Source organism: Streptomyces sp. LaBMicrA B280 (genome assembly GCF_049222185.1).
Classification (GTDB): Bacteria; Actinomycetota; Actinomycetes; order Streptomycetales; family Streptomycetaceae; genus Streptomyces; species Streptomyces murinus.
The window spans coordinates 13,887-39,672 of record NZ_JBMJCT010000013.1 but is presented as its reverse complement, the minus strand read 5'-3'; the positions used below and the strand labels follow the sequence as shown (position 1 = coordinate 39,672).

Annotated in this window: 24 protein-coding genes, 1 tRNA gene and 1 pseudogene; 14 read left to right on the top strand and 12 right to left on the bottom strand. The window is 72.3% G+C overall.

What is annotated here, in order from left to right:
- Positions 1–89: 89 nt before the first annotated feature.
- Both ACLF5H_RS13830 and ACLF5H_RS13825 read right to left on the bottom strand, forming a co-directional pair.
- Positions 90–1,487, bottom strand: coding sequence for a gluconate:H+ symporter (locus ACLF5H_RS13830; RefSeq protein ID WP_421676365.1), 1,398 nt, complete (start codon positions 1,485–1,487; stop codon positions 90–92).
- A gap of 35 nt (positions 1,488–1,522) precedes the next feature.
- Positions 1,523–2,047, bottom strand: a complete 525-nt coding sequence (locus ACLF5H_RS13825; protein ID WP_421676364.1) for a gluconokinase — start codon at positions 2,045–2,047, stop codon at positions 1,523–1,525.
- A gap of 141 nt (positions 2,048–2,188) precedes the next feature.
- Here ACLF5H_RS13825 and ACLF5H_RS13820 point away from each other — a divergent pair, with 141 nt between their 5' ends.
- A complete protein-coding gene (locus tag ACLF5H_RS13820) occupies positions 2,189–2,890 on the top strand; it encodes a FadR/GntR family transcriptional regulator (protein WP_421676363.1) in 702 nt (233 codons plus the stop codon).
- 10 nt (positions 2,891–2,900) lie between these two features.
- On the opposite strand, the gene ACLF5H_RS13815 is transcribed toward ACLF5H_RS13820, so the two are convergent.
- Positions 2,901–3,278, bottom strand: a complete 378-nt coding sequence (locus tag ACLF5H_RS13815; RefSeq protein ID WP_421676362.1) for a YchJ family protein — start codon at positions 3,276–3,278, stop codon at positions 2,901–2,903.
- Positions 3,279–3,467: 189 nt separating this feature from the next.
- Here ACLF5H_RS13815 and ACLF5H_RS13810 point away from each other — a divergent pair, with 189 nt between their 5' ends.
- On the top strand, positions 3,468–3,788 hold the full coding sequence (locus ACLF5H_RS13810) for a dsRBD fold-containing protein (RefSeq protein ID WP_421676361.1): 321 nt from the start codon (positions 3,468–3,470) through the stop codon (positions 3,786–3,788).
- Positions 3,789–3,798: 10 nt separating this feature from the next.
- Complete coding sequence (locus ACLF5H_RS13805; protein ID WP_421676360.1) at positions 3,799–5,088, top strand: phosphoribosyltransferase family protein; 1,290 nt, start codon at positions 3,799–3,801, stop codon at positions 5,086–5,088.
- Between the two features lie 13 nt (positions 5,089–5,101).
- On the opposite strand, the gene polX is transcribed toward ACLF5H_RS13805, so the two are convergent.
- Both polX and ACLF5H_RS13795 read right to left on the bottom strand, forming a co-directional pair.
- The gene (gene polX, locus ACLF5H_RS13800) at positions 5,102–6,826 is read right to left on the bottom strand and encodes a DNA polymerase/3'-5' exonuclease PolX (protein ID WP_421676359.1); all 1,725 of its coding nucleotides are present in this window, start codon (positions 6,824–6,826) and stop codon (positions 5,102–5,104) included.
- 53 nt (positions 6,827–6,879) lie between these two features.
- On the bottom strand, positions 6,880–7,656 hold the full coding sequence (locus ACLF5H_RS13795) for a helix-turn-helix domain-containing protein (protein ID WP_421676358.1): 777 nt from the start codon (positions 7,654–7,656) through the stop codon (positions 6,880–6,882).
- A 282-nt stretch (positions 7,657–7,938) separates the two neighbouring features.
- Here ACLF5H_RS13795 and ACLF5H_RS13790 point away from each other — a divergent pair, with 282 nt between their 5' ends.
- Positions 7,939–8,409: a hypothetical protein gene (locus ACLF5H_RS13790; protein ID WP_421676357.1), complete on the top strand. Its 471-nt coding sequence runs from the start codon at positions 7,939–7,941 to the stop codon at positions 8,407–8,409.
- Between the two features lie 84 nt (positions 8,410–8,493).
- Positions 8,494–9,201 (top strand): class I SAM-dependent methyltransferase, encoded by a 708-nt coding sequence (locus ACLF5H_RS13785; RefSeq protein WP_421676356.1) that lies wholly within the window; start codon positions 8,494–8,496, stop codon positions 9,199–9,201.
- A 204-nt stretch (positions 9,202–9,405) separates the two neighbouring features.
- Here the strand turns inward: ACLF5H_RS13785 and ACLF5H_RS13780 are convergent.
- A tRNA-Leu gene (locus tag ACLF5H_RS13780) sits at positions 9,406–9,493 on the bottom strand.
- 213 nt (positions 9,494–9,706) lie between these two features.
- Here ACLF5H_RS13780 and ACLF5H_RS13775 point away from each other — a divergent pair.
- The 3 genes from ACLF5H_RS13775 to ACLF5H_RS13765 all read left to right on the top strand — a co-directional run bounded on the left by ACLF5H_RS13775 (position 9,707) and on the right by ACLF5H_RS13765 (position 12,363).
- Entirely contained in the window at positions 9,707–11,032 is a 1,326-nt protein-coding gene (locus ACLF5H_RS13775) for a M20/M25/M40 family metallo-hydrolase (RefSeq protein WP_421676355.1), read from the top strand.
- A gap of 165 nt (positions 11,033–11,197) precedes the next feature.
- A complete protein-coding gene (gene chpH / locus ACLF5H_RS13770; RefSeq protein WP_085563988.1) occupies positions 11,198–11,431 on the top strand; it encodes a chaplin ChpH in 234 nt (77 codons plus the stop codon).
- A gap of 140 nt (positions 11,432–11,571) precedes the next feature.
- Positions 11,572–12,363, top strand: coding sequence for a chaplin (locus ACLF5H_RS13765; protein WP_421676354.1), 792 nt, complete (start codon positions 11,572–11,574; stop codon positions 12,361–12,363).
- A gap of 130 nt (positions 12,364–12,493) precedes the next feature.
- On the opposite strand, the gene ACLF5H_RS13760 is transcribed toward ACLF5H_RS13765, so the two are convergent.
- Positions 12,494–12,682 (bottom strand): DUF5703 family protein, encoded by a 189-nt coding sequence (locus tag ACLF5H_RS13760; RefSeq protein ID WP_037661951.1) that lies wholly within the window; start codon positions 12,680–12,682, stop codon positions 12,494–12,496.
- A gap of 47 nt (positions 12,683–12,729) precedes the next feature.
- On the opposite strand from ACLF5H_RS13760, the gene ACLF5H_RS13755 reads away from it, so the two are divergent.
- On the top strand, positions 12,730–13,500 hold the full coding sequence (locus tag ACLF5H_RS13755) for a hypothetical protein (RefSeq protein WP_421676353.1): 771 nt from the start codon (positions 12,730–12,732) through the stop codon (positions 13,498–13,500).
- 94 nt (positions 13,501–13,594) lie between these two features.
- Here ACLF5H_RS13755 and ACLF5H_RS13750 read toward each other — a convergent pair.
- Both ACLF5H_RS13750 and ACLF5H_RS13745 read right to left on the bottom strand, forming a co-directional pair.
- A pseudogene (locus ACLF5H_RS13750) lies at positions 13,595–15,962 on the bottom strand (helix-hairpin-helix domain-containing protein).
- Complete coding sequence (locus ACLF5H_RS13745; RefSeq protein WP_182775264.1) at positions 15,959–16,942, bottom strand: aldo/keto reductase; 984 nt, start codon at positions 16,940–16,942, stop codon at positions 15,959–15,961. Before ACLF5H_RS13745 ends, ACLF5H_RS13750 begins: the two are co-directional and overlap by 4 nt.
- A gap of 139 nt (positions 16,943–17,081) precedes the next feature.
- On the opposite strand from ACLF5H_RS13745, the gene ACLF5H_RS13740 reads away from it, so the two are divergent.
- Positions 17,082–18,137, top strand: a complete 1,056-nt coding sequence (locus ACLF5H_RS13740; RefSeq protein ID WP_421676352.1) for an LLM class F420-dependent oxidoreductase — start codon at positions 17,082–17,084, stop codon at positions 18,135–18,137.
- Between the two features lie 140 nt (positions 18,138–18,277).
- On the opposite strand, the gene corA is transcribed toward ACLF5H_RS13740, so the two are convergent.
- Entirely contained in the window at positions 18,278–19,279 is a 1,002-nt protein-coding gene (corA, locus tag ACLF5H_RS13735) for a magnesium/cobalt transporter CorA (RefSeq protein WP_421676351.1), read from the bottom strand.
- A gap of 62 nt (positions 19,280–19,341) precedes the next feature.
- Between corA and ACLF5H_RS13730 the strand changes: the two genes are divergently transcribed.
- From ACLF5H_RS13730 to mshC, 4 genes are all read left to right on the top strand, one after another.
- Entirely contained in the window at positions 19,342–20,028 is a 687-nt protein-coding gene (locus ACLF5H_RS13730) for a histidine phosphatase family protein (RefSeq protein ID WP_421676350.1), read from the top strand.
- 97 nt (positions 20,029–20,125) lie between these two features.
- Positions 20,126–20,716, top strand: a complete 591-nt coding sequence (locus tag ACLF5H_RS13725) for a DUF3090 domain-containing protein (protein ID WP_037661964.1) — start codon at positions 20,126–20,128, stop codon at positions 20,714–20,716.
- Entirely contained in the window at positions 20,680–21,507 is an 828-nt protein-coding gene (locus ACLF5H_RS13720; protein ID WP_421676349.1) for an SCO1664 family protein, read from the top strand. Before ACLF5H_RS13725 ends, ACLF5H_RS13720 begins: the two co-directional genes overlap by 37 nt.
- Before the next feature lie 93 nt (positions 21,508–21,600).
- Complete coding sequence (gene mshC / locus ACLF5H_RS13715) at positions 21,601–22,830, top strand: cysteine--1-D-myo-inosityl 2-amino-2-deoxy-alpha-D-glucopyranoside ligase (protein ID WP_421676348.1); 1,230 nt, start codon at positions 21,601–21,603, stop codon at positions 22,828–22,830.
- 131 nt (positions 22,831–22,961) lie between these two features.
- Here mshC and ACLF5H_RS13710 read toward each other — a convergent pair whose 3' ends face one another.
- Positions 22,962–23,891 (bottom strand): PAC2 family protein, encoded by a 930-nt coding sequence (locus ACLF5H_RS13710; RefSeq protein WP_421676347.1) that lies wholly within the window; start codon positions 23,889–23,891, stop codon positions 22,962–22,964.
- A 264-nt stretch (positions 23,892–24,155) separates the two neighbouring features.
- Positions 24,156–25,772, bottom strand: a complete 1,617-nt coding sequence (locus tag ACLF5H_RS13705) for an FAD-dependent oxidoreductase (RefSeq protein WP_421676346.1) — start codon at positions 25,770–25,772, stop codon at positions 24,156–24,158.
- Between the last annotated feature and the right edge of the window lie 14 nt (positions 25,773–25,786).

The following is a 25,786-nucleotide window of genomic DNA, read 5'->3' as shown; positions in this document are numbered from 1 at the left end:
CCCGCCCCCCGAAAAACGGGGCGGGCCTCTTCTGCCGTTCCTCTGTCGTACCGCCCTCTGTCGTACCGCCCTCTGTCGTACCGCGGTCGCTAAACCACCAGTGACAGCACCAGCACCAGCGCGCCGCCGACCACCGACAGGATCGTCTCCATGATCGACCAGGTCTTGACGGTCTGCCCGACGGTGAGCCCGAAGTACTCCTTGACCAGCCAGAACCCGGCGTCGTTGACGAAGCTGAAGAAGAGCGAGCCGGCGCCGATCGCCAGGACCAGCAGCGCGGTGTGCGCGGTCGACATGTCGGCCGCGAGCGGCGCGACCAGACCGGCCGCCGAGACCGTCGCCACCGTCGCCGAGCCGGTCGCCAGCCGGATCACCACGGCGATCAGCCAGGCCAGCAGCACCGCCGGGATCGACCAGCTCTTGGAGACGTCCAGGATCATCTGGCCGACACCGCAGTCGATCAGCGTCTGCTTGAAGCCGCCGCCCGCGCCCACGATCAGCAGGATGCCGGCGATGGGCATCAGGCCCTTCTCCACCGTGGCCTGGAGCCGCTCCTTGCTGAACCCGGCGGGCCGGCCCAGCGTGAAGAAGCCGACGATCACCGCGGCGAGCAGCGCGATCAGCGGGGCGCCGATGACGTCGAAGGCGCGCTGCGTGGTGTTCGCCGGGTCGTCGATGACGATGTCCACCAGCGCCTTGAGCAGCATCAGCGCCACCGGCAGCAGGATGGTGACGAGCGTCGCGGCGAAGCTCGGACGGCGCGTCAGCTCCTGCGAGGGCCGCTGCGGCAGCATCCGCTCGGGCGCCGGGACGTCCACCCAGCGGGCCGCGACCTTCGAGAACAGCGGGCCGCCGACGATCACCGTCGGGATCGCGACCAGGATGCCGAACGCCAGCGTCACACCCAGATTGGCGTGCAGCGCGGAGATCGCGACCAGCGGCCCGGGGTGCGGCGGGATCAGACCGTGCATCACGGACAGACCGGCGAGCGCCGGGATGCCGATGCGCATCAGGGAGTAGTTGCCGCGCTTGGCGACCATCAGCACGACCGGGATCAGCAGCACGATGCCGACCTCGAAGAAGATCGGCAGCCCGATCACGGAGGCGATGAGCACCATCGCCCACGGCATCGCCCGGCCGCTCGCCCTGGCCAGGATCGTGTCCACGATCTGGTCCGCGCCCCCGGAGTCGGCGAGCAGTTTGCCGAGCGTGGCGCCCAGTGCGATCAGCACACCGACGCTCGCGACCGTGGCGCCGAGCCCGGTGGTGAAACTGGTGAGCACCTTGTCGAGGGGCGCGCCGGCGGCCGCGCCGAGCGCCAGCGACCCGATGGTCAGCGCCAGGAAGGCATGCAGCTTGAACTTGGTGATGAGCAGGACGATCACCGCGATGCCCACCAGGACGGCGATGCCCAGCTGGGCGTGTCCTGCGGTGGAGATCGGCGGAGGGGCGTCCGCTGCCAGCATCTCGACGCTGAGTCTGGTCACGGGGGTTCCTTGCGGTTACGGGGAGTTGGGGAGCGCTACTGCTGCGCGGATGCGGTGGACAGCCCGTCCAGCGCCAGTACGGCGCGTTCGGCGATCTCCTCGGGGCCACCGGCGACGTCCACGGCGACGCCCGCCTCGTCCGGCCCGAGGGGCTCCAGCGTGGCGAACTGCGAGTCCAGCAGCGCGGTCGGCATGAAGTGGCCCTGCCGGTGCGCCATCCGGTCCTCGATCAGCTTCCGGTCGCCCGTCAGGTGCACGAACACGACCCCGGGCGCCACCGCCCGCAGCCGGTCGCGGTACGCCCGCTTCAGCGCCGAACTGCTGACCACCCCGCCGAGCCCCGCCCGCCCGTGCGCCCAGTGGCCGATGGCGTCCAGCCAGGGCCAGCGGTCGCTGTCGTCCAGCGGTACACCGGCCGTCATCTTGTCGATGTTGGCCCTCGGGTGGAAGTCGTCGCCCTCGGCGTACGGGACGCCCAGCCGCGCGGCGAGCAGCGGACCGATCGTGGTCTTGCCCGTCCCCGCGACGCCCATCACGACGACGACCTGGGGTGTTCGCATGTACTGCCTCGCTGTCTTCCTCGACATCCGACGCCACGGCGGCGTCGCCACACTGAAACCCATTAGGTACGACGAATTCAAGAGTCTGTGATGTATAAGTCTGACTTTTTGTTTCCGTGATCTACGCCGTACGCTGAGTGCATGAGCACACCGGGCCGGGGGCTGCACGGCCGCGTACTGGACAGCCTCGGCCCCGCGATCACCGCGGGCGAGTACCCGCCGGGCGCCATCCTGCGCACCGACGAACTCGCCCAGCACTTCGAGGTGTCACGCTCCGTGATGCGCGAGGCGGTGCGGGTCCTCGAATCCATGCACCTGGTCGAGTCCCGCCGCCGCGTGGGCGTCACCGTCCGCCCCAAGAGCGAGTGGAACGTCTACGACCCGCAGGTCATCCGCTGGCGGCTGGCCGGCGCCGACCGCCCCCACCAGCTGCGCTCGCTCACCGTGCTGCGCTCCGCGATCGAACCGGCCGCCGCCGGACTCGCGGCCCGGCACGCCACCGCCGAGCAGTGCGCCGAACTCACCGAGTGCGCGCTCGGCATGGTCGCCCACTCCCGCGGCCATCGGCTCGCGGAGTACCTGTTCCACGACGTCGCCTTCCACCGGGTCATCCTCACCGCCTCGGGCAATGAGATGTTCGCCCGCCTCGGCGACGTCGTGGCCGAGGTGCTGACCGGCCGCACCCGGCACGAGGTCATGTTCGAGGACCCCGACCCCGCGGCCGTCACCCTGCATGTGCGGGTCGCCGAGGCGGTCCGCGCCCGGGACGCGGTCCGCGCCGAGGAACTCACCCGGCAGATCACCGTGGGCGCGCTCCAGGAACTGGACATCCTGGCGCCCTGACCGGCACGCGCTACTCCAGGAAGTCCCCGTCCACGTACACCCACGCCCCGGCCACCCGCTCGAACCGGCTGCGCTCATGCAGCGAGCCGCCCCGGTAGGAGGCCCGGAAGGTCACCGTCCCGGTGGGGTGGAAGGCGGACCCGTCGGTGCCGCCGAGGATCTCCAGACCGGTCCACCGCATCCGCGGATCGAGATCCAGCCGCTCCGGCCGGGTCCGCGGATGCCAGGTGCGCAGCAGATACCCCGCGTCCCCCTTGACGAAGGCGCAGTACCGCGAGCGCATCAGCAGCTCGGCACTCGGCGCGCCCGCGGCGCCCGAGTGGAAACGGCCGCAGCAGGCGTCGTAGGACTGCGGCAGTCCGCAGGGGCAGGTGGCGCGCGTGGTCATGCGCCCCATTGTGCCGGGACGGGACGGGCACACCGGGCCCGGGGCAGGGGAGGCGTCCGCCGCCGGGCGGGTGCACAGTGGAGAACGGGCGGACCCGCGAAGCGCGGACCGGGCGGGCCCACGGCGGACATACGGCCCGACGCGCCCGGGGCCCGCGCCGCGAGGAGGCGCGAGGAGGAGGGACGGACGATGACCCGACCCGTGAGCAGCAGCCATCACCCGCCGGCCGTCAAGGAGTGGCGGCTGAACCTGTACCTGTCCGAGCACGACCCGGACACCACGGCCCGGATCGTCCTGGACACCGGGGACAACGTCCTGGAGAGCCACGCCGAGGCCCGCCGCAACCCGTACGACCGCGACATGCCCGAGATCGGCGACGAACTCGCCGCCGGACGCGCCCTGATCGCCATGGGCCGGCTGCTGGTGCGCGCGGCCAACGGCGACATGCGGGCGCTGGGCGCGCTCGACACGGAGAGCAGCCCCACACCGCTCTGGCTGCCCCGGGAGTGAGGTGCCCGCCGTGCGGTTCGCCGACCGGCCGGAGGCGGGGCGCAGACTCGGCGCCCGCCTGCGGCAGCTGCGGGACCGGGACATGGTGGTGCTCGGGCTGCCCCGCGGGGGAGTACCGGTGGCCGCCGAGGTCGCCGCGGCCCTGGACGCCCCGCTGGACGTCTGCCTCGTGCGCAAACTCGGGGTGCCGTACCAGCCCGAACTGGCGATGGGCGCGATCGGCGAGGACGGCGTACGGGTGCTCAACGCGGACGTGCTGCGCGGCACCGGCGTCCGCGACGACGAACTCGCCCGGGTCGAGGAGCGCGAGCGCCGGGTGCTCGCCGAACGCGCCGAGCGCTACCGGGGCGAGTGCCCCTCCGTCCCGCTCACCGGCCGCACCGCCGTGGTCGTCGACGACGGCGTGGCCACCGGCTCCACCGCCCGGGTCGCCTGCCGGGTCGCCCGCGCCCGCGGCGCCGCCCGCATCGTGCTCGCCGTCCCCGTCGCCCCCCGCGACGTCGCCCGCCGCCTCGGCGGCGACGCCGACGACGTCGTCTGCCTGGAGACACCCTGGGACTTCGCCGCCGTCGGACAGTTCTACGACGACTTCACCCAGACCGAGGACGCGGAGGTCACGGCGTGTCTGCGCCGGGCACGGCGACGGCGCCCGGGCGCCGGGAGCACCGAGCGGGAAGTGACCGTGCCCGCCGGTGCCGTACGGCTGGGCGGAAGCCTGACCCTGCCCGAGGGCGCCACCGCGGTCGTCGCCTTCGCGCACGGCAGCGGCAGCGGCCGGCACAGCCCCCGCAACCGGCAGGTCGCCGAGGGCCTGCACCGCGCCGGGCTCGGCACCCTGCTGTTCGACCTGCTCACCGACGCGGAGGCACGGGACCGGAACAACGTGTTCGACATCCCGCTGCTGGCCGAACGGCTGCTCGCCGCCACCCACTGGCTGCGCGCGGAGCCCGTGACCTCAGGCCTCGCCCTCGGCTACTTCGGCGCCAGCACCGGCGCGGCCGCCGCCCTGTGGGCCGCCGCCGAGGGGCACCCCGCCGCCGTCGTCTCCCGGGGCGGCCGCCCCGACCTCGCCGCACCCCGGCTCCCCGAGGTCACCGCGCCCACCCTGCTGATCGTCGGCGGCGCCGACCCGCTGGTCCTCGACCTCAACCGGGACGCGCAGACCCGGCTGCGCTGCGAGAACCGGCTGGAGACCGTCCCCGGCGCCACCCACCTCTTCGAGGAACCCGGCACGCTGGAGAGGGTGACCGAACTGGCCCGCGACTGGTTCGCCGACCACCTGGCACCCGCGCACGTGTAGCGCCGGGCGCGGCTCAGCGCCCGCCCTTGCGCAGAAAACGCCGCAACCGGGTCAACGGCCAGGTGTTGATCACCTCGTCCGGGGTCAGCCAGCCGCGCTGGGCGGTGCCGACGCCGTACCGCAGCTGCGCCAGCTGCGGCACCGAGTGCGCGTCGGTGTTCACCGCGAACCGCACCCCGTGCGTCCGCGCCCGCAGGATGTCCTCGTCCCCGAGGTCCAGCCGGTCCGGCTGCGCGTTGACCTCCAGCGCGGTGCCCGTGCGCGCGCAGACCGCGAACACCTCGTCCCAGTCCGCGTCCACCCCCGCCCGGCGGCCGATCAGCCGGGTGGTCGGATGCCCGAGGATGTTCACGTAAGGGTTCTCCACCGCCCGCACGAGCCGCCGCGTCATCGCCTTGCGCCCGAGGTCGAAGTGCGAGTGCAGCGCGGCCACACACAGATCGAAACCGGCCAGGAACTCGTCCGGCCAGTCGAGCCCGCCGCCCGGCCCGATGTTCAGCTCCGTACCGTGCAGCAGCCGCATCCGGTGACGCGCCCCGTCCAGCTCCCGCAGCCGCTCCCGCTGGGCGAGGACCTTCTCGTCCGTCATCCGCTGCATGGACAGATCCGGCGCGTGATCGGTCACCGCGTAGTACGCGTACCCGCGCTCCGCCGCCGCCTCCACCATGGCGTCCAGGGACGCCAGACCGTCGGTGAGATCCGTGTGCGTGTGCAGATCACCGCGGACGTCCCGCTCCGTCACCACCACGGGCAGCTCCCCGCGCAGCGCCGCCTCGATCTCCCCGCGGTCCTCCCGCAGCGTCGGGGGGATCCACGGCAGCCCGAGCCGCGCGTACACCTCCTCCTCGGTGCGCGACGCCACCGACTCCCCGCTCTCCGCGTCGAACACGCCGTACTCCGACAGCTTCAGCCCCCGGCGCACGGCGATCGTCCGGGTGCGGATGTTGTGCGCCTTGGACCCGGTGAAGTACTGGAGCCCCGCGCCCCACGACTGCGGCGGCAGCACCCGCAGATCCACCTGGAGCCCCTTGCCGGTGCGCACCGACGTCTTCTTCGTGCCCCGCGCGATCACCTCGGCCGTGTCCGGCAGCTCGCACAGCGCCGCCATGAACGGCCCCGACTTCCGCGCCGCCACCAGGATGTCCAGATCCCCGACGGTCTCCCGCATCCGCCGCAGCGACCCCGCGTACGCGCACCGCCGGCACCCGGTCACCTCCTCCAGCGCGCCGACGATCCCCTCGGCGGTGTCCAGCGCGAGCGACAACGGCACCCGCGCCCCGGCCTGCCGCAGCAGCTCGATCCCGTGCCGGATGTTGTCCTGCGTCTTCTCCCCGAAACCCTTGAGATCGGCCAGCCGGTCCGCCTCGATCGCCGCGGCCAGCTCGCCCACCGAGGAGATGTGCAGATCCTCGTACAGCCGCAGCGCCTTCTTCGGCCCGAGCGTCGGGATGGCGATCAACTCCCGCACCCCGGCGGGAATCCGGGCCCGCCGCTCCTCGACGGCCGCCATCTTCCCGGTCCGCAGATACTCGCTCACCTTCTCGGCGATCGACCGGCCCACGTTCGGAATCTCCCGTAGCCCCTCCTCGTCGAGCTTCGAGACATCCGCCGGATACCCCCCGACGGCCCGCGCCGCCTTCTCGTAGGCACGCGCCTTGAACGCGTCACCTCCGGTGATCGCGATGAGATCCGCGTACTCCCGCAGAACCGCCTCGACCTCGCCATTGACCCGGGCCACACATCAAGTCTAGGAACCCGGTCGCGTCCGGGGCCAGTCACGGTTGGTCACGACTACTCCGGCGGTCGGCTGTACCGCTCCAGCGCGGCCTTCGATGTGGAGCGGTCCACCAGCCGCAACTCCCACGGCCCTGTGTTCACATCGAAGTCCTTGCCGAACCCGACCCACTTTCCCGCCATACGCCGGCCGGTCGGCTCCACAAGCATTTGAACCGCACCGTGATAGCGAGCGCCGTTGTAGTAGCCGTCCGAAGCGGTCTGCTCCACCCATGAGCCAGTGACTACGTTGCGATCCACGGTCAGGTCCAGGGTGAGAGGGCTGCCCGGGTTTGAGGACGCGTCCGGCAGGCTCTGAGCCGTCAGCCGGTTCCCATGCTGGACGATCACTACATAGTGCTTGCCGTCGTAGGTCTCGTCCCGACTCGATGAGAAGAACTCGTAGCGGCTGAGCCACACCCCCGAGTAGTTCTCAGCGGTCGGCCGCGCCGCCTGAGAGGTCACGGCAGCGGAGGTGATCCCGTCTCCTCCTGTGTCCATGTCATGCTCTCCTTCGCCGTCTGCCTGGACCCTCGTCATCGGTACCGGCAGGGTGAACCCCAATGCCTCCACCGGACGGCCCGTGACTCGCTCCAACGCCCTCGCGTACACGCCCCGGGGCGTCTTGCTCGTACCGGACTCCCAGCGCTGTACCAGACGCTTCGACGCTTCGTTGGGCTCCCCCAGCTGTTGCCCGGCCCGGCGTAGAGTCTTGGCGAAGTCGTCTTGGCTTAAGCGCAGGCCGATACGCACGGCCCGCAGCACGTCATTGGGCACCACGGCGGTCGTCGTCATGACATCAACGCAATTCCCAACGCCTCGCGAATGACACCGGTTTGACGCCCAGGCAGGCGACGTTGACCCTCCTCTGAGTGACGCCCGGGCGACGCCCGAAGTGTCGTCGTTCCGTCATTCCGGCAGCGGGAGCATCACCTCACCGACAGGGCGATCGGGCCGGAAGGCGAGTTGATGGGCGACCGCGACGAGGGAGCCCCGGGGGGCGACGTCCTTCGCGTCCGCAGCCTGGTCGCCCTGTCGAACGGGATCACCAGGTCTCCTGACCGGAAAGGCACAGACGTGACGACCATCCAGCATGACAGCGCCAGCGTCCTCAGCCTGATCAGCCCCGCCCTCCGGGCGGACCTCATCGCCATGGTCCGGGAGGACTACTGGCCGGAGATGACGGACGACCAGGGCGAGCGCGGGGTCGACCAGCTCGCCGCGTTCCTCGCCGTCGCCGCGAGCACCACGGAGAGGGCAACTCCCGGCCTCCGCGTGGATCTCTTCTGGCATGCGGCGATCCTGCACACCAAGCCGTACGCCGACTTCTGCGACGCGCTCGGCGGGTTCATCCATCACGTCCCCGACCGCAACAACCCCGAACACAACCCGGCTGAGGGGCGAGCCGCGTTGCGTCGGACGGCCGAGATGATTCGCGCGGCCGGCTTTGACGCCGACCCCGAGTTCTGGCCCGTCGACGGCGCCGCCGACTGCACCCAGTCCTACGCCGGATGCACCGACAGCCCGAACAGTGGCAAGAGCGAGTAACAGCCGCGGAACGGCCACCCAGCCGCTTCAGCCGCCCGGTATCGTGCCGGGCGGCTGTCGCCATGGACGAGAACGGACACCCGCATGACTGACCCGCGTAGCGCCGCATGGGACACCTACTCACTGACCAAGCCACAGCGAAGGCTCACCAACGCCAAGGGTGAGACCACCTGGTTCAATTGGACCCAGTACGCCGATCACGGCCCCGGGGCCGAAGTGCTGGGCCTCACGCCGGGGGCTGCCGTGCTCGACCTCGGGTGCGGGTCCGGTGGCAACCTCGCCCACCTCGCCACCCTCGCGATGAAGCCGGTGGGCATCGACCTGTCCGCACAACAGCTCGGCAGGGCGCGTGACCGCTGGCCCGACGCACGCGGCATGCAGCTTCACCAGACCGATGCACTGGCGTACCTGCGGGACAAGTCCACGATCTTCGATGCGATCTACAGTGTCTTCGGCGCCGCCTGGTTCACCGACCCCGGCCTGTTGCTGCCCCTCATCCACGGCAGTCTCCAGCCGGGAGGCGTCTTCGCCTTCTCTCAGCGCCCCCCGGTCGAAGGCTGCTACGGCTGCCAGGCGTCCTACATCCCCCGAGGGGCCGACGAGGATCCGGCCGTCGTGAAGCGATGGGACTTCGAGCCCGACATCTGGTGCTCCCTGCTCAAGGAATACGGATTCGCCGAGGTGACCGCCATCGTTCTCCCGGCCCCGGAGCAGGACAAGCGCACCACCGGCACGCTCCTGGTCCGCGCGCTACGGGGAGATCGAGCCCAGCCGTTCCATGGCGATATGTGAGACAGTCCCCCGACGCCGTGCCTCGGCCTCCTCCAGGCAATCGGCCGGGCCCTTCACCTGGAGGCACAGCAAGGTCATGAAAGATCTGGAGGCCAGGGGAACCCGTAGAGGTCTCCGCGAACGTCCGGCACCGCCGTCGGCCACGTGATTGCTCACACCGCGGCCCGGAAATGCAAAAAACCCCAGATCAACTGGGGTCTCTGCTGGTGTCCGAGGGGGGACTTGAACCCCCACGCCCGATAAAGGGCACTAGCACCTCAAGCTAGCGCGTCTGCCATTCCGCCACCCGGACAAGGTGTCTGTCGTGCGCGGTTTTCCCTCGGCGGGGTTTCCCTCGCGGCGACAGAGGAAACATTACCAGGCTTTCGGGGGTGGCTGATCACCCCCCGGGCGGGGGCGGGCGGGCGTGAACGGCGTGTGACGGGCCGGGACCGGTCTTGGGCCGGAGGCGGGCGCGGAGAGAGGATGAGGGGGACCCACCAGCAGGGAAGCGGGAGGAAGCAGCGTGAGCGAGAAGGACACGGCCCAGGGCATCACCGGCGAGGACGAGGTCGTGGACCTCTGCCGCGACCTGATCCGGTTCGACACCAGCAACTACGGCGACCACTCCGGGCCCGGCGAGCGCGGGGCCGCCGAGTGGGTCGCCGAGAAGCTCGCGGAGGTCGGCCTGGAGCCGAAGATCTACGAGTCCCACCCCGGCCGCGCCTCCACCGTGGCCCGCATCGCGGGGGAGGACCCCTCCCGGCCCGCCCTGCTGATCCACGGCCACCTGGACGTCGTACCGGCCAACGCCGACGACTGGACCCACCACCCCTTCTCCGGCGAGATCGCCGACGGGTGCGTATGGGGGCGCGGGGCGGTCGACATGAAGGACATGGACGCCATGACCCTCGCGGTGGTGCGCGACCGGCTGCGCAGCGGGCGGCGGCCCCCGCGCGACATCGTCGTCGCCTTCCTCGCCGACGAGGAGGCCGGCGGCACCTTCGGCGCCCGCCACCTGGTCGACCACCACCCCGAGCTGTTCGAGGGCGTCACCGAGGCGATCAGCGAGGTCGGCGGCTTCTCCTTCACGGTGAACGAGCACCGGCGGCTCTATCTGATCCAGACGGCCGAGAAGGGCATGCACTGGATGAAGCTCACCGTGGCCGGCACCGCCGGGCACGGCTCCATGATCCACCGCGACAACGCCATCACCGAGCTGTCCGAGGCGGTCGCCCGGGTCGGCCGCCACAAGTTCCCGGTGCGGGTCACCAAGACCACCCGGGCCTTCCTCGACGAGCTGGGCGACGCGCTCGGCACCGAGCTGGACCCCGAGGACATGGAGGCGACCATCGCCAAGCTCGGCGGCATCGCCAAGCTGATCGGCGCGACCCTGAGCAACACCGCCAACCCGACGCAGCTGAACGCCGGTTACAAGGTCAACGTCATCCCCGGCGAGGCCACCGCGCACATCGACGGCCGCTTCCTGCCCGGCCACGAGGAGGAGTTCCTCGGCGACCTCGACCGGCTGCTCGGCCCGCATGTGCGCCGCGAGGACGTGCACGCCGACAAGGCCGTCGAGACCAGCTTCGACGGGGCGCTGGTCGAGGCCATGCAGTCCGCGCTGCTCGCCGAGGACCCCATCGCCAAGGCGGTCCCGTACATGCTCTCCGGCGGCACCGACGCCAAGTCCTTCGACGACCTCGGCATCCGCGGCTTCGGCTTCGCCCCGCTGAAGCTGCCGCCGGAGCTGGACTTCGCCGGCATGTTCCACGGCGTGGACGAGCGGGTGCCGGTGGACGGCCTCCAGTTCGGCGTGCGGGTGCTCGACCGGTTCATCGACGCGTCCTGAGCGGACGCCGGGACGTTCGAGCCGGGCCGCCTCGACTTCGGGCGCGCGTTCGAGATCGACTGAGAAGGGTGAATGCGACCATAAGCTCGTAGCTCCATTACTCCCTCCTCGTTACAGGTGATGCGACCCCGCACCTTGGGGCCGCTTTGCCAACGAGGAGGAACAATGATCAAGAAGGTCGTCGCTGCCGCGGCTGCCACCGGTGGGCTGGTTCTCGCGGGCGCGGGCCTGGCCGTCGCCGACTCCGGTGCCCAGGGTGCCGCCCTGCACTCCCCGGGTGTCGTCTCCGGCAACGTCATCCAGGTGCCCGTGCACGTTCCGGTGAACGTGTGCGGCGACACGATCAACGTGATCGGGCTCCTGAACCCCGCCTTCGGCAACACCTGCGTCAACAGCTGACACCGGTTCCCCGGAGGGGCTTTCCACCCCGAGGGGCGTCTTCTTTCAGCCGTCGGCCTCGGAGCGTGCGCCATGCGCTCCGAGGCCGACCGGCCTTTTCCAGACAGTGAAGGCAAGCGAAGGCAGGGGGGTACGCAGCAATGCGACCAGGAACCCGTAAGGGTCTGATGACCATGGCGGCGGCGACCGGGGTACTCGCCGCCGCGACCGGTATGGCACACGCGGACGCGGGCGCGTCCGGCGCCGCCACCGGCTCACCCGGCGTCCTGTCCGGCAACACCGTGCAGGCGCCGGTGCATGTGCCGGTGAACGTCTGCGGCAACACCGTCAATGTCGTCGGGCTCCTCAACCCGGCGATGGGCAACGCCTGCGCCAACTCCGGCGGCGGCCACGGAGGTCAGGGCCACGGCGGCACCGGCGGTTCAGGGGGCGCGAGCGCCGGCGGACACACCTCCGGCTCGCCGGGCGTGGGATCGGGCAACACCGTCCAGGTGCCGATCGACGTCCCGGTGAACGCGTGCGGCAACAGCGTCGACGTCATCGGCTTGGGCAACCCCGCCATGGGCAACGACTGCTCCAACGGCGGCGGTACGCACGGCCTTCCGCCGGGCGGCGGCCACACCACCCCGCCGAGCCACCCCGGTCACCCGGGCCACCCCGGTCACCCGAGTCACCCTGGCCACCCGAGTCACCCGACTCAGCCGGGCACGCCCACCACCCCGGGCAAGCCGACCACCCCGGGCACCCCGCACCACCCGGCGACCCCGCCCGCCCACCAGGTGCATGTGCCGCAGGCTCCCTCGGCGTCCCTGACCACGGGCCAGCTCGCGCACACCGGCAGTGACCTGCCGCTGGGCCTCGCGCTGCCGGCCGGGGCGGGCGCGCTGATCGCGGGTGCCGTGCTCTACCGCAAGGCGCGGGCCAGGGCCTGAACCGGCGGACGGTCATGCCGTGACGGACGGCGAACACGCCGTGACGGGCGGCGCATGAGGAGCGGGTCCGGCCTTGTCGGCGGGCCCGCTCCGCCGCTGTCGCGCCTCCGTCGTCCTCAGGGGTCCCGCCTCACCAGGTGGCCCGCAGCTGGCGGATGATCCGCCGCCGCAGCCGCACCTTGCGGCTGCCGTCGCGCAGCAGGCTCAGGCGGTCCAACTCCCAGTGTCCGTACTCGGCATGGTCCGTCAGCAGACGTGTGGTCTCCTTGCGGGACACCCCGCGAGGCACATACACGTCGACAAATTCGTATTCCGGCATCGCATCTATTGTGCGGGCTGGTGCCCGGTACGGATAGCGTCTGCACTATGTCTGATGCTGCGCAGCCCACCGCTGCCGAGGTACGCGCCGCCGCCGAGGCGATCAAGACCGCGCTCGACCGTCACCTGGCGGCGGTCGAACGCAGGTCAGGAGACGACGATCCGGCCGTGTTCGAGGCGTTCAACCAGCTGGCCGCGGCCGCCGAGGTGTACGACGAGCTGCTCTACGACCGCTACGACGAGGTCACCCCCTTCGAGATCCCCGGCGCCGACGAGACGCTGCCGCCGTACGAGGGTCCCGAGGAGCCCCACGCGATCAGCGTGCTGATCCGCCGCGACTACACCGTGGCCGAGCCCCAGCGGCTGCTGGCCCAGGCCGAGCGGGTCGAGGCCGCGGAGGACTTCGAGGACCTCGCCGGCCTGGACGAGGACGCCGCGGGCACCGTCCCCGGGGCGCTGGGCCTGCTCTTCGGCGAGTTCGAACCGGACGAGATCGCCTCCCGGCACAAGGAGTTCGGCCTGGAGGAGGGCGACTCCACGCTCTGGGTCACCGCGGCCGACGAGGCCCCCGAGGCCGGGGAGTGGCTGGAGGCCCCCTTCGAGCACTTCGATCCGCAGGCGGTGGTCTGCCGCTTCGACGTCAGCGCGGTGTTCGACGACGAGGACGACGAACACGGCGACACCGACCCGGACGCCGAGGACGACGACCTGGAGTTCGTGGACGACGAGGATCTGGACGAGACCGACGACGAGCACGACGGGCGCGACGGGCACGGCGGCGAGGCCGACGGCGCGGGCGTCCGGGGCACCGGCAGGTGACCTCGGCGGCGGTGCCGTGACGGCGCGAAGCCGGTACGGCACCGCCGCGCGGCGCCGTACCGGGTGATCCCCACCCCGATGGCGCCGGGGCGCCTCAGCTCGCCGGGGACTGCGGGCGCAGCAGGGTCGCCAGCCGGGTCGTACGGGGCTTCGCCGGGATCTCCGCGACCGCCCGCGGCAGCGCGCCCTCCACGCCGTGGACCACGGAGAGATGCCGCTCGCCCCGGCCGAACGCCGTGTACACCCACGGCCTGCTCAGCGCCTGCGCGGCGTCGCCGGGCAGCACCACGACCGCCGCGGGCCAGCGCCCGCCCACCGCCTGGTGCGCGGTCAGCGCCCATCCGTGCCGCACCCACGCCTCGACCCGCTCTCGCGGTACGACCACGGGGGCGCCCGCGCAGGACAGGTGCAGCCCCTCGGCGTCGGCCTTCACCACCGTGCCCGGCAGGGTCCGGCCCGGGGCGGGGGAGTAGGCGATCCGGTCGCCGGGGTCGAAGCCGCCGAACCGGCCGGGGCCGGGGTTGAGGCGTTCCTTCAGGGCGGAGTTGAGGGCCCGGGTACCGGCCGCGCCGCCATGGCCCGGCGTGATCACCACGGTCCCCTCGACGGGCACCCCGAAGGCCCGCGGCACCGAGTCCGCGACCAGTTGCACGGTGCGGTGCACGGCCTCGCCCGCGTCCCGCACCGGCACGATCACGACCTCCTTGCCGGGCGCCTCGACCTGATTCAGCTCGCCGACGCCGATCCCGGAGACCAGCTCGCCGATGGGGCCGGGGTCGGGCAGCCGGGAGGCGATCTGGGGGCAGGCGCGGGCCGCGAGCAGATCGGCGAAGACCCGCCCGGGACCGGCCGACCACAGCAGCGCCGGATCCCCGCCGAGCACCAGCCGCGCCCCGTCGGGCAGCGACTCCACCAGCATCGCCGCGCTCTCCACGTCCAGTTGGGGCGCGTCCGGCACGATCAGCAGATCCAGCTCCAGCGCTCCGTCCCCGTCCCGGCCGGGTCCCTCGGCACCGGCCAGCAGCCCGGCGACCGTGCCCACGCCCGCACCCCGCGTCGGCGGCAGCGCGGCGAGCCGGTCGCGGCCGTCGGCGGTGTGGCACACGGCGAGGGCGCAGGCCCGCGTCCCGGGCGGCGCCGAGCAGGGCCGCCGGTTCGGCACGGGAGGCGTCGCCGCCGGTGTGCAGGACCAGACCGTGCCCGGCGACCGCGCGGGCCAGCTCGGCGGCGCCGCCCGACAGCGCCGCGACGACCGGTGCCCAGGTCTCCCCGGCCTCCTGGGACGGGGAGTTGATCAGCCGGGCCAGGCCGTCGGCGAGGCTCTCCTCGGCCATGGCGTACCGCTCCAGGGCGATGAGCACCCGCACCGGGCGCTCCGCCGCCGCCTCCTCGCCGTCGTCCGCCGCCTGCGCGGCCGGGGCGCCCGCCTCCTCCAGGGCGTCCTCGAACACCAGCGCCTCGCCCTCGGCCAGGGTGCTCCGCACGGCCTCGTCCGCGTCCGGCACCCCCCGCTGGGCCAGCGCCGCGGTGAGCGCGGGCGCCTCCAGGGCGGTGTGTCCGGCGAGGGCCGCCTGCTCCAGCAGCCAGACCGTCACCGCCCGCCCCCGCCGCTCGTCCCGCGGACCGCACTCGGCACCGAGCAGCGCCCGGGCGAAACCGTCCGCCTGCTCGGGCCGCACCCCGGGGACCCGCAGCAACTGCCAGGGGTCCTCCCGCAGCAGTTCCCCGGCACCCTCGCCGAGCGCCGCGGCCGCCTGCTGCCCCAGCGCCTCCGGCGCACCCCCCTCCGCGAGCACCCGCCGTACGGCCTCCACCGTCGGCGACGAGGGGCCGTTGCTGGGGTTTTCTCTGGGTGTCACCGCCAAACCCCCACGCGACAAGGCCGGAGCGGCCGCGGGGTCCGGCTCGGGCGCCCGCTCGGGCGCGGGCCGGGAGGGCTCGGCGAACACCGTGGACGCCGGTTTCCCGCCGCCTTCCACCGCCCGCACCGCGGCCAGCAGATCGGCCGCCTTCCCGCTCAGCTTGGCGCCGCTCTCGACGGGACCGCCCCGCTCCGCCTTGCGCCGCTCGATCCGCTCCCGCTCCACCCGCTGCGCGGCCAACTCGGCCGCAGCCTCGGACAACTCCGGCTTCCCGGCACCATCGGCAGCCGCCTCAGCCGCCTCAGCCGCCTCAGCCGCCTCAGCCGCCTCAGCCGCCTCAGCCGCCTCAGCCGCCTCAGTGCCCTCGGCCGACCCCGCCGCCCCCTCGCCCGCGCCACCGTCCTCCGTCTCGGACGTCCCGGAGGCCCCGGAAGCTCTGGAGGCCTCGGCCGCCCCGGACACCTCGGCCGCACCGTCACCGCCGTCCGCCGCGCGCCCGCCTTCGTTCGCCGCGTCCGCCGCGTCCGGCGCCCCCTGCGCCTCCGGCATCTCCGGCGTCCCCGGCCCCGTTTCCTCCGTGGTCTCCGGTTCCGTGCTCACAGCGTGCTCCAGTCGTGATCGGGATAGCGGTGCAAGGGCGCCGACACATCGTCCAGCGCCCGGCAGATCTCGTCAGGAAGACTAAGCGCCTCCACTGACAACGCCGCCGTGAGCTGCTGCGCGGTGCGCGCGCCGACGATCGGGGCGGTGACTCCGGGGCGGTCGCGGACCCAGGCGAGCGCCACCTGGAGCGGGGTGACCGCGAGCCCGTCGGCGGCCGTCGTCACCGCGTCCACGATGCGTGTCGCCGTGTCGTCCAGATACGGCTCCACGAACGGGGCCAGATGCTCGGACGCGCCGCGCGAGTCCGCGGGCGTGCCGTGCCGGTACTTTCCGGTCAGCACGCCCCGGCCCAGCGGGGAGGAGGGCAGCAGGCCCACGCCCAGGTCCAGCGCGGCGGGCAGCACCTCGCGCTCCACGCCCCGCTGGAGCAGCGAGTACTCCATCTGCGTGCTGGCCAGCCGGGTGCGGGTGCCCGGCGCCGCGAGCTGCCAGGTGGCCGCCTTGGCGAGCTGCCAGCCGCAGAAGTTGGACACGCCCGCGTACCGGGCCCGGCCGCTGGCCACCGCTATGTCGAGGGCCTGGAGCGTCTCCTCCAGCGGGGTCCCGGTGTCGTACGCGTGGATGTGCCACAGGTCCACATGGTCCGTGCCCAGGCGGACCAGCGAGGCGTCCAGCGCGGCGAGCAGATGGCCCCGGGAGCCGTCGAAGCGGCGCCCGGGGTCCGGGACGCTGCCCGCCTTCGTGGAGATCACCAGGTCACGGCGCGGCACGAGCCGTTCCATCAGCCGCCCGAGCAGATACTCGGCCTCCCCGCCGCCGTACACGTCCGCGGTGTCGACGAGGGTGCCGCCGGCCTCCCAGAACGCCTTGAGCATGTCCGCGGCGTCATGCTCCTCGGTGTCCCGGCCCCAGGTGAGGGTGCCGAGTCCGATCCGGGACACGCGCAGGCCGGTACGGCCGAGATGCCTCTGCTCCATGACCGCGAGATTACTGGCCGGAACGAGGGGGGTGGGAAGCCTGTGGACAACTCGCGCGGGCCCGCACGGGGCGCCGCCCACGGCTCCGCGCTAAGGTCTGCGCCACAGGGACGTTACTCACGGGTAAGGGGAATCGGCCATGAAACTCGGACTCAACCTCGGCTACTGGGGTGCCGGAATGGACGGGGACAATCTGGCCGTGGCCCAAGAGGCCGACCGGCTGGGCTACGCCGTGTGCTGGGCCGCCGAGGCGTACGGCTCCGACGCGGCCACCGTGCTCAGCTGGGTCGCCGCCCAGACCGAGCGCATCGACGTCGGCTCGGCCATCTTCCAGATCCCGGCCCGCCAGCCCGCGATGACCGCGATGACGGCGGCCACCCTGGACACCCTCTCCGGTGGCCGCTTCCGGCTCGGCCTCGGCGTCTCCGGGCCCCAGGTCTCCGAGGGCTGGTACGGCGTCAGGTTCGACAAGCCGCTGGCCCGCACCCGGGAGTACGTGGAGATCGTCCGCAAGGCGATGACCCGTGAGCGGCTGTCGTACGAGGGCGAGCACTGGACGCTGCCGCTGCCGGACGGCCCCGGTAAGCCGATCAAGCTGACCGTGCACCCGCAGCGCGAGCACATCCCGCTGTACATCGCGGCGATCGGCCCGAAGAACCTGGAGCAGACCGGCGAGATCGCCGACGGCGCCCTGCTGATCTTCCCCGCGGCGGAGCACCTGGAGGAGACCACCCTCACGCATCTGCGCGCGGGCCGGGAGAAGGCGGGCAAGACCCTCGACGGGTTCGACGTGTGCCCGACCCTGCCGCTGGCCGTCGGCGACGACAAGGACGTGGCCGCGCTCGCCGACACCTTCCGCCCCTACACCGCGCTGTACGTCGGCGGCATGGGCAGCGCCAAGCAGAACTTCTACAACAAGCTCGCGCAGCGCATGGGGTACGAGCGGGAGGCCGCCGAGATCCAGGAGAAGTACCTGTCCGGCGACAAGCAGGGCGCGGCCGCCGCGATCCCGCAGGACCTCATCGACAAGACCACGCTGCTGGGCTCCGTCGACCGCATCGCCGACCGGATGAAGGCCTACGCCGCGGCCGGTGTCACCACCCTCAGCCTCGCGCCCGCCGGATTCACCCTGGACGAGCGGCTCGCCTCCCTGCGCGCCGGCACCGAGGCCCTGGAGCGCGCCGGGCTCGCCTGAGCCGGAAGGTCTTCCACGGCCGTGGTGGGGGCTCGGGGGTCCTCCCCGCCACGGCCGTCACCGGGAACAACGCGCCCGGCGCCGAGCGGTTACGACGCCCCGGCCCCCTTCTTCCGGGGCGCCCCCGCGGCCACGGCGGCTCACAGCCACTCGCGCCGCTTGAACAGCCGGTACAGGACCACCTCCAGCAGCGCCATCACCAGGATCACCGCCGGGTACGACCACAGCCAGTGCAGCTCGGGCATGTGGTCGAAGTTCATGCCGTAGATCCCGGCGATCATCGTGGGCACCGCCGCCATCGCCGCCCAGGCGGAGATCTTCCGCATGTCGTCGTTCTGCCGCACGCTCGTCTGCGCGAGATGCGCCGACAGCACGTCCGACACCAGCCGGTCCAGGCCCTCCACCGACTCGTTGACCCGGGCGAGATGGTCGCCGACGTCCCGGAAGAACGGCCGCGCGTCCTCGTGCACGTACGGCACCCCGCCGCCCGAGCCGAGCGGCCCGGTCCCCGCCAGCCGGTTCAGCGGCACCGTCAGCGGCCCGGTCGCCCGGCGGAACTCCACGATCTGCCGCTTGAAGCCGTATATCCGCGAGGCGGTGTTGCGCGCGCCGCCGCCTTCGGGCCGGAACACCTCCGCCTCCACCTCCTCCAGATCCGTCTGGAGCTCGGTCGCCACCTCCAGGTACCGGTCCACGATGGCGTCGGCGATCGCGTACAGCACCGAGGTGGGCCCCTTGTGCAGCATCTCCGGCTCCTCCTCCAGCCGGTGCCGCACCGCCGCGAGCGGCGAGGCCTCGCCGTGCCGCACCGTCACCACGAAGCAGTCCCCGACGAAGACCATCACCTCGCCCGCCGAGACCGTGTCGCTCGCCTGTTCGTACGCGACCGGTTTCAGCACCACGAACAGGGAATCCTCGTACACCTCGAGTTTGGGCCGCTGATGAGCCTTGAGAGCGTCCTCCACCGCCAGCGGGTGCAGCCCGAACTCCTGGGTCACCAGGTCGAACTCCCGCTCGGACGGCTCGTACAGCCCGATCCACACGAACCCGCCCGCCGCCCGCGCCTCGGCGAGCGCGTCGGACAGGTCCTCCGGACCCTCGGTCCGCTGTCCGTGCCGGTAGATGGCACAGTCGACGATCACGGAGCGCATTCTCCCTTCACGAGATCAACGGCGCATCACCTGATGCGCCTACCCTGGTCCGCATGCCCACGCTGATCCTCGTAAGGCACGGACGTTCCACCGCCAACACCTCCGGCGTGCTCGCCGGCTGGACCCCGGGGGTCTCCCTGGACGAGCGCGGCACCGCCCAGGCGGCCGCCCTGCCCGCCCGGCTCGCCGCCCTGCCGCTGGCCGAGATCGTCACCAGCCCGCTCCAGCGCTGCCAGGAGACCCTGGCCCCGCTCCTCGCGGCCCGGCCCGGGACGAGCCTCCACACCGACGACCGGATCGGGGAGTGCCACTACGGCGACTGGTCCGGCCGCAAGCTCGCCGAACTCAAGGACGAGCCGCTGATGGAGGTCGTCCAGGCCCACCCCTCCGCCGCCGCCTTCCCCGGCGGGGAGTCCATGCGCGCCATGCAGACCCGCGCCGCCGAGGCCGTCCGCGAGTGGAACGCGCGCGTCGAGCGCGACCACGGAGCCGACGCCACCTACCTGATGTGCTCCCACGGTGACATCATCAAGTCCCTGGTCGCCGAGGCCCTCGGCCTCCACCTCGACCTCTTCCAGCGGATCTCCGTGGAACCGTGTTCCGTCACCGCGATCCGCTACACCCGGCTGCGCCCCTTCCTGGTCCGCCTCGGCGACACCGGCGATCTCGCCTCGCTCGCCCCGCGCGAGGAGCACCCCGACGGCGACGCACCGGTCGGTGGTGGTGCGGGCGCACCGTGATCGTCGCCCGCAGTAGGGTGAAGCGATCCGCGCCGTCGCGTATCCGCAGCGGCCCGCACTCGCACCGCCGAAACTCTCGACCCAATGGAGACAGGACGTGTCCCGTCAGGTGTTCCTCTACGATCCGCCGGACCGCTTCGTGGCCGGCACGGTCGGACTGCCCGGACGCCGTACGTTCTTCCTCCAGGCCATGGCGGGTCCCCGGGTGACCAGCGTGGTCCTGGAGAAGACCCAGGTCGCCGCGCTCGCCGAGCGCATGGACGAACTCCTGGACGAAGTGGTGCGCCGCAGCGGCGGCAGCGCCCCCGTCCCGGCCATGGCGCCCAGCGAGATCTCCGACACCGCCCCGCTGGAGAGCCCCGTGGAGGAGGAGTTCCGGGTCGGCACCATGGCCCTGGCCTGGGACGCCGAGGAACAGCGCATGGTCGTGGAGGCGCAGGCTCTGGTGGAGCTGGACGCCGACACCGAGGAGGACCTCGCCGAGGCCGAGGAACGGCTGCTCCAGGACGAGGAGAACGGGCCCCCGATGCTGCGGGTCCGGCTGACCGGCGCGCAGGCCCGTGCCTTCGCCAAACGCGCCCTCGACGTCGTCAACGCCGGGCGGCCGCCGTGCCCCCTGTGCAGCCTCCCGCTCGATCCGGAAGGACACGTATGCCCGCGCCAGAACGGATACCGCCGCGGGGCGTGACCGCCGCCGACCCGGGCGCCGCCGAACTGCTCGCCCGCGGTGAGCTGACCGTGCGCGGCCGCATCCGCGACGCCTCCAACGCCGCCCTGTTCTGCACCGTCGCCCACGACGGCCGGGAAGCCGGCTGCGTCTACAAGCCGGTGGCGGGGGAGCGCCCCCTGTGGGACTTCCCCGACGGCACCCTCGCCGCCCGGGAGGTCGCCGCCTACGAGGTCTCCGAGGCCACCGGCTGGGGCCTCGTGCCGCCCACCGTGCTGCGCGACGGCCCCTACGGCGAGGGCATGTGCCAGCTGTGGATCGAGGTCTCCCCGGAGCCCGAACTCCTCGCCCTGGTCGACGGCGAGGAGCCCGAGCCCGGCTGGAAGGCCATCGGCTTCGCCGAGGTCGGCGAGGGCCGCACCGCGCTGCTCGTGCACGCCGACGACGAGCGGCTGCGCAGGCTCGCAGTGTTGGACGCCGTGATCAACAACGCCGACCGCAAGGGCGGCCATCTGCTGCCCACCGCCGACGGACGGCTCTACGGCATCGACCACGGCGTCACCTTCAATGTCGAGGACAAACTGCGCACCCTGCTGTGGGGCTGGGCCGGCGAACCCCTCACCGCCGAGGCCGTCGGGGTCCTCAAGCGGCTCCGTGACGCCCTGGACGGCGACCTGGGCGAGCGCCTCGCCCCGCTGATCACCGCGGCGGAACTGGACGCCACCCGCGCCCGTGTCGCCGCCCTCCTCGCCTCCGGGCTGCACCCGGAACCCGGCGGGGACTGGCCGGCGATCCCCTGGCCACCCGTGTGAGCACAGTGCGACCGAAGATACAAGAGCGCACAACGAGCCATCCGACCCGATCCCGGTCGTGTGCGCCACGCGCGGCCGGTTAGGCTCATGTACATGCATGCCTGGCCCGCTTCCGAGGTCCCCGCCCTGCCTGGTCAGGGCCGCGACCTGAGGATCCACAACACCGCGACCGGCGGCCTGGTCACCCTCCAGCCCGGTCCCGTCGCCCGTATCTACGTCTGCGGAATCACCCCGTACGACGCGACCCACATGGGTCATGCGGCGACCTACAACGCGTTCGACCTCGTCCAGCGCGTGTGGCTCGACACCAAGCGGCAGGTCCACTACGTCCAGAACGTCACCGACGTCGACGACCCGCTCCTGGAGCGCGCGGAGCGCGACGGCGTCGACTGGGTCGCCCTCGCCGAGAAGGAGACCTCCCTCTTCCGCGAGGACATGACCGCCCTGCGGATGCTTCCGCCCCAGCACTACATAGGCGCCGTCGAGGCCATACCCGGCATCGTCCCGCTCGTGGAGCGGCTGCGCGACCTCGGCGCGGCCTACGAGCTGGAAGGCGACATCTACTTCTCCGTCGAGTCCGACCCGCACTTCGGCTCCGTCTCGCACCTCGACGCGGCCGCCATGCGGCTGCTGTCCGCCGAGCGCGGCGGCGACCCGGACCGCCCGGGCAAGAAGAACCCGCTCGACCCGATGCTGTGGATGGCGGCCCGCGAGGGCGAGCCCAGCTGGGACGGCGCCTCCCTCGGCCCCGGCCGGCCCGGCTGGCACATCGAGTGCGTGGCCATCGCCCTCGACCACCTCGGCATGGGCTTCGACGTCCAGGGCGGCGGCTCCGACCTCGCCTTCCCGCACCATGAGATGGGCGCCTCGCACGCCCAGGTGCTCACCGGCGAGTTCCCGATGGCCAAGGCGTACGTGCACGCCGGCATGGTCGCCCTGGACGGCGAGAAGATGTCCAAGTCCAAGGGCAACCTGGTCTTCGTCTCCCAGGTGCGGCGCGACGGCGTCGACCCGGCCGCGATCCGCCTGGCCCTGCTGGCCCACCACTACCGGGCCGACTGGGAGTGGACCGACCAGGTCCTCCAGGACGCCGTGGACCGCCTCGACCGCTGGCGCGCCGCGGTCTCCCGCCCCGACGGCCCCGGTGCCGACGCCCTGGTCGAGGAGATCCGCGACGCCCTGTCGAACGACCTGGACGCCCCCACGGCGCTCGCCGCGGTGGACCGCTGGGCCGCCCGGCAGAACTCCGAGGGCGGCCCGGACACGGGCGCCCCGGGCCTGGTCACCAGGGCCGTGGACGCCCTCCTGGGAGTGGCCCTGTAGAACGCGCCCGAAGGGGCACGAGAAACCACGGTGACGCGGCAGCCGCCCGACGACCTCGGGCGGCATCCCGCGGCGCACCGGCGACACGAAGAAGGGGCGGCCCCCAACCAGGAGCCGCCCTTCGCCTTACCTCAGTCCTCCGACCCGTCACCCTCGTCATCGCCGGCCGAACCGCCGGAGGCATCCGCATCGGGCTTCGAGGGGCGCGCCTTGCCGCCCGGGGTGTCCCGGCGCCGCAGATACCGCTCGAACTCCCGCGCGATCGCCTCTCCGGACGCCTCGGGCAGCTCCGCGGTGTCGCGGGCCTCCTCCAGCGTCTGCACGTACTCCGCGACCTCGCTGTCCTCCGCCGCCAGCTGGTCCACGCCCACCTGCCAGGCCCGCGCGTCCTCCGGCAGCTCGCCCTGCGGGATCCGCAGGTCCAGCAGATCCTCAAGGCGGTTGAGCAGCGCCAGCGTGGCCTTCGGGTTGGGCGGCTGGGAGACGTAGTGCGGCACCGCCGCCCACAGCGACACCGCCGGCACCCCGGCATGCGTGCACGCCTCCTGGAGGACCCCGACGATGCCCGTCGGACCCTCGTACTTCGTCTCCTCCAGATCCATCCGCTGCGCCAGATCCGTGTCCGAGGTGACCCCGCTGACCGGTACCGGACGGGTGTGCGGGGTGTCCCCGAGCAGCGCGCCCAGGACGACCACCAGCTCCACGCCCAGCTCGTGCGCGAAGCCCAGCAGCTCGTTGCAGAACGAGCGCCAGCGCATGGACGGCTCGATGCCACGGACCAGCACCAGATCGCGCGGCTTGGCACCGCCGACGCGGACCACCGAGAGCCGGGTCGTCGGCCAGGTGATCTTGCGTACCCCGTCCTCCATGAAGACCGTCGGCCGGTTCACCTGGAAGTCGTAGTAGTCCTCGGCGTCCAGCGCCGCGAACACCTCGCCCTTGAACTCGCGTTCCAGATGCGCGACCGCCGTGGAGGCGGCGTCACCGGCATCGTTCCAGCCCTCGAACGCGGCCACCATGACTGGGTCGATCAGCTCGGGAACCCCCTCCAGCTCGATCACCCAGTGCCTCCTTCCGACGTGCCCTCGCTTGACCCACCAACCTTACGGCGTCCGGCAAGGGCGTCCGCAGTCCCCTTGTCGGGGGCAGTGAACGGATCACTGCCCCGCGCTCCCCGCTCGGACACCCCTCGCGCCCCTGATAAAGCCCTGACCCGGGCCCGGACCCGCAGGAACGGGCGCGCGGAAGGGGCGGCCCGTCGCGTACGGCGCCGCCCCTTCCCCGGTGTCGCTGTCCGGTTCCCCGGTGTCGCTTTCCGGCCGGGACTACTTCTCGTCGAGCAGACCCTGGACCTTCGCCCGGACCTCGTCCGTGGCCAGGCCGCGGATCGTCAGCGTGGTACGGCGGCGCAGCACGTCGTCCGCCGTCTCGGCCCACTCGTGGTCACGGGCCCACACGACCTGCGCCCAGATCTCCGGCGCGTCCGGGTGCACCCGCCGCGCCAGCTCCGGGTTCTCGTTCGCCATACGGGCGATGTCGAAGGCCAGCGAGCCGTAGTGGGTGGCCAGGTGCTTGGCGGTGTCGGCGGCCATCCGCGGGCCGGGCGCCGGACCGTCCACCAGCAGCCGGTGCGCGACCGCGCGCGGGTTGGCGACACCGGGCAGCGGCAGCTTCTTCGGCAGCGAGGAGATCGGCTCGAAGTCGTCGCCCAGCGGGTGGCCCGGCAGCGCCTCCAGCTTCTTCATGATCGTACGACCGATGTGGCGGAACGTGGTCCACTTGCCGCCCGCGACGGACAGCATGCCGCCCTTGCCCTCGGTCACCACCGTCTCGCGCTTGGCCTTCGCGGTGTCACCGGGACCGCCCGGCAGCACCCGCAGACCGGCGAACGCGTATGTGATCAGGTCCTTCTTCAGCTGCTGGTCCCGGACGGAGAACGCCGCCTCGTCCAGGATCTGCGCTATGTCCTTGTCGTTGACCGAAACATCCGCCGGGTCACCCTCGTACTCCTCGTCGGTGGTGCCGAGCAGCAGCATGTCCTCCCAGGGGAGGGCGAAGGTGATCCGGTACTTGTCGATCGGGGTGGCCAGCGCGGCCTTCCACGGCGAGGTCCGCTTCAGGACCAGGTGCGCGCCCTTGGACAGCCGGATGGACGGCGCCGCGTTCGCGTCCTCCATCTTGCGCAGGTGGTCGACCCAGGGGCCGGTCGCGTTCAGCACCAGACGGGCGTCGACACCGAACTCGTCACCGGAGGTGCGGTCCTTCAGCTCCGCGCCCGTCACCCGGCCCCGGGTGAAGCGCAGGCCGGTGACCTCGGCGTGGTTCAGGACGACCGCGCCCGCCTCGACGGCCGCGCGGACCGTCATCAGCGCCATGCGCGCGTCGTTCATCTGGTCGTCGCCGTACACGGCCACGGCCTTGAGGTTCTCGGTACGCAGCTCGGGCACGTCCTGCGCCGCCTTGGCGGGGGAGAGCAGGTGGCCGACGCCGTCGCCGAACGCGGACAGCGCCGAGTAGGCGAAGACGCCCGCGCCGAGCTTCGCCGCGCCGTGCGGTCCGCCCTTGTACACGGGGAGGTAGAAGGTCAGCGGGTTCGCCAGGTGGGGGGCCACCTGACGGGACACCGCACGGCGCTCGAAGTGGTTCTCCGCCACCAGCTTCACCGCGCCGGTCTGCAGGTAGCGCAGACCGCCGTGGAGCAGCTTGGAGGAGGCGGAGGACGTGGCACCGGCGAAGTCGCCGGCATCGACCAGCGCCACCCTGAGCCCGGACTGCGCGGCGTGCCAGGCGGTGGAGATGCCCAGGATGCCGCCGCCGATCACAAGAAGGTCGTACGACGCCTTGGAGAGCTGCTCCCTGGTCTCGGCGCGACTCGGGTTGGAGCCGGAGGCCGGGCGCGTTCCCAGGGCAGGCACGGACTGCAGGGTGGACTGACTGGTCATGTGGGGTACTTACT

Excerpts from the sequence above, each read along its gene's own strand:
- ACLF5H_RS13825 (WP_421676364.1), bottom strand. The coding sequence starts at position 2,047 with ATGCGAACACCCCAGGTCGTCGTCGTGATGGGCGTCGCGGGGACGGGC.
- ACLF5H_RS13820 (WP_421676363.1), top strand. The coding sequence starts at position 2,189 with ATGAGCACACCGGGCCGGGGGCTGCACGGCCGCGTACTGGACAGCCTC.
- ACLF5H_RS13815 (WP_421676362.1), bottom strand. The coding sequence starts at position 3,278 with ATGACCACGCGCGCCACCTGCCCCTGCGGACTGCCGCAGTCCTACGAC.
- ACLF5H_RS13810 (WP_421676361.1), top strand. The coding sequence starts at position 3,468 with ATGACCCGACCCGTGAGCAGCAGCCATCACCCGCCGGCCGTCAAGGAG.
- ACLF5H_RS13795 (WP_421676358.1), bottom strand. The coding sequence starts at position 7,656 with ATGACGACGACCGCCGTGGTGCCCAATGACGTGCTGCGGGCCGTGCGT.
- ACLF5H_RS13785 (WP_421676356.1), top strand. The coding sequence starts at position 8,494 with ATGACTGACCCGCGTAGCGCCGCATGGGACACCTACTCACTGACCAAG.
- chpH (WP_085563988.1), top strand. The coding sequence starts at position 11,198 with ATGATCAAGAAGGTCGTCGCTGCCGCGGCTGCCACCGGTGGGCTGGTT.
- ACLF5H_RS13765 (WP_421676354.1), top strand. The coding sequence starts at position 11,572 with ATGCGACCAGGAACCCGTAAGGGTCTGATGACCATGGCGGCGGCGACC.
- ACLF5H_RS13760 (WP_037661951.1), bottom strand. The coding sequence starts at position 12,682 with ATGCCGGAATACGAATTTGTCGACGTGTATGTGCCTCGCGGGGTGTCC.
- ACLF5H_RS13755 (WP_421676353.1), top strand. The coding sequence starts at position 12,730 with ATGTCTGATGCTGCGCAGCCCACCGCTGCCGAGGTACGCGCCGCCGCC.
- ACLF5H_RS13745 (WP_182775264.1), bottom strand. The coding sequence starts at position 16,942 with ATGGAGCAGAGGCATCTCGGCCGTACCGGCCTGCGCGTGTCCCGGATC.
- ACLF5H_RS13740 (WP_421676352.1), top strand. The coding sequence starts at position 17,082 with ATGAAACTCGGACTCAACCTCGGCTACTGGGGTGCCGGAATGGACGGG.
- ACLF5H_RS13730 (WP_421676350.1), top strand. The coding sequence starts at position 19,342 with ATGCCCACGCTGATCCTCGTAAGGCACGGACGTTCCACCGCCAACACC.
- ACLF5H_RS13720 (WP_421676349.1), top strand. The coding sequence starts at position 20,680 with ATGCCCGCGCCAGAACGGATACCGCCGCGGGGCGTGACCGCCGCCGAC.
- mshC (WP_421676348.1), top strand. The coding sequence starts at position 21,601 with ATGCATGCCTGGCCCGCTTCCGAGGTCCCCGCCCTGCCTGGTCAGGGC.
- ACLF5H_RS13705 (WP_421676346.1), bottom strand. The coding sequence starts at position 25,772 with ATGACCAGTCAGTCCACCCTGCAGTCCGTGCCTGCCCTGGGAACGCGC.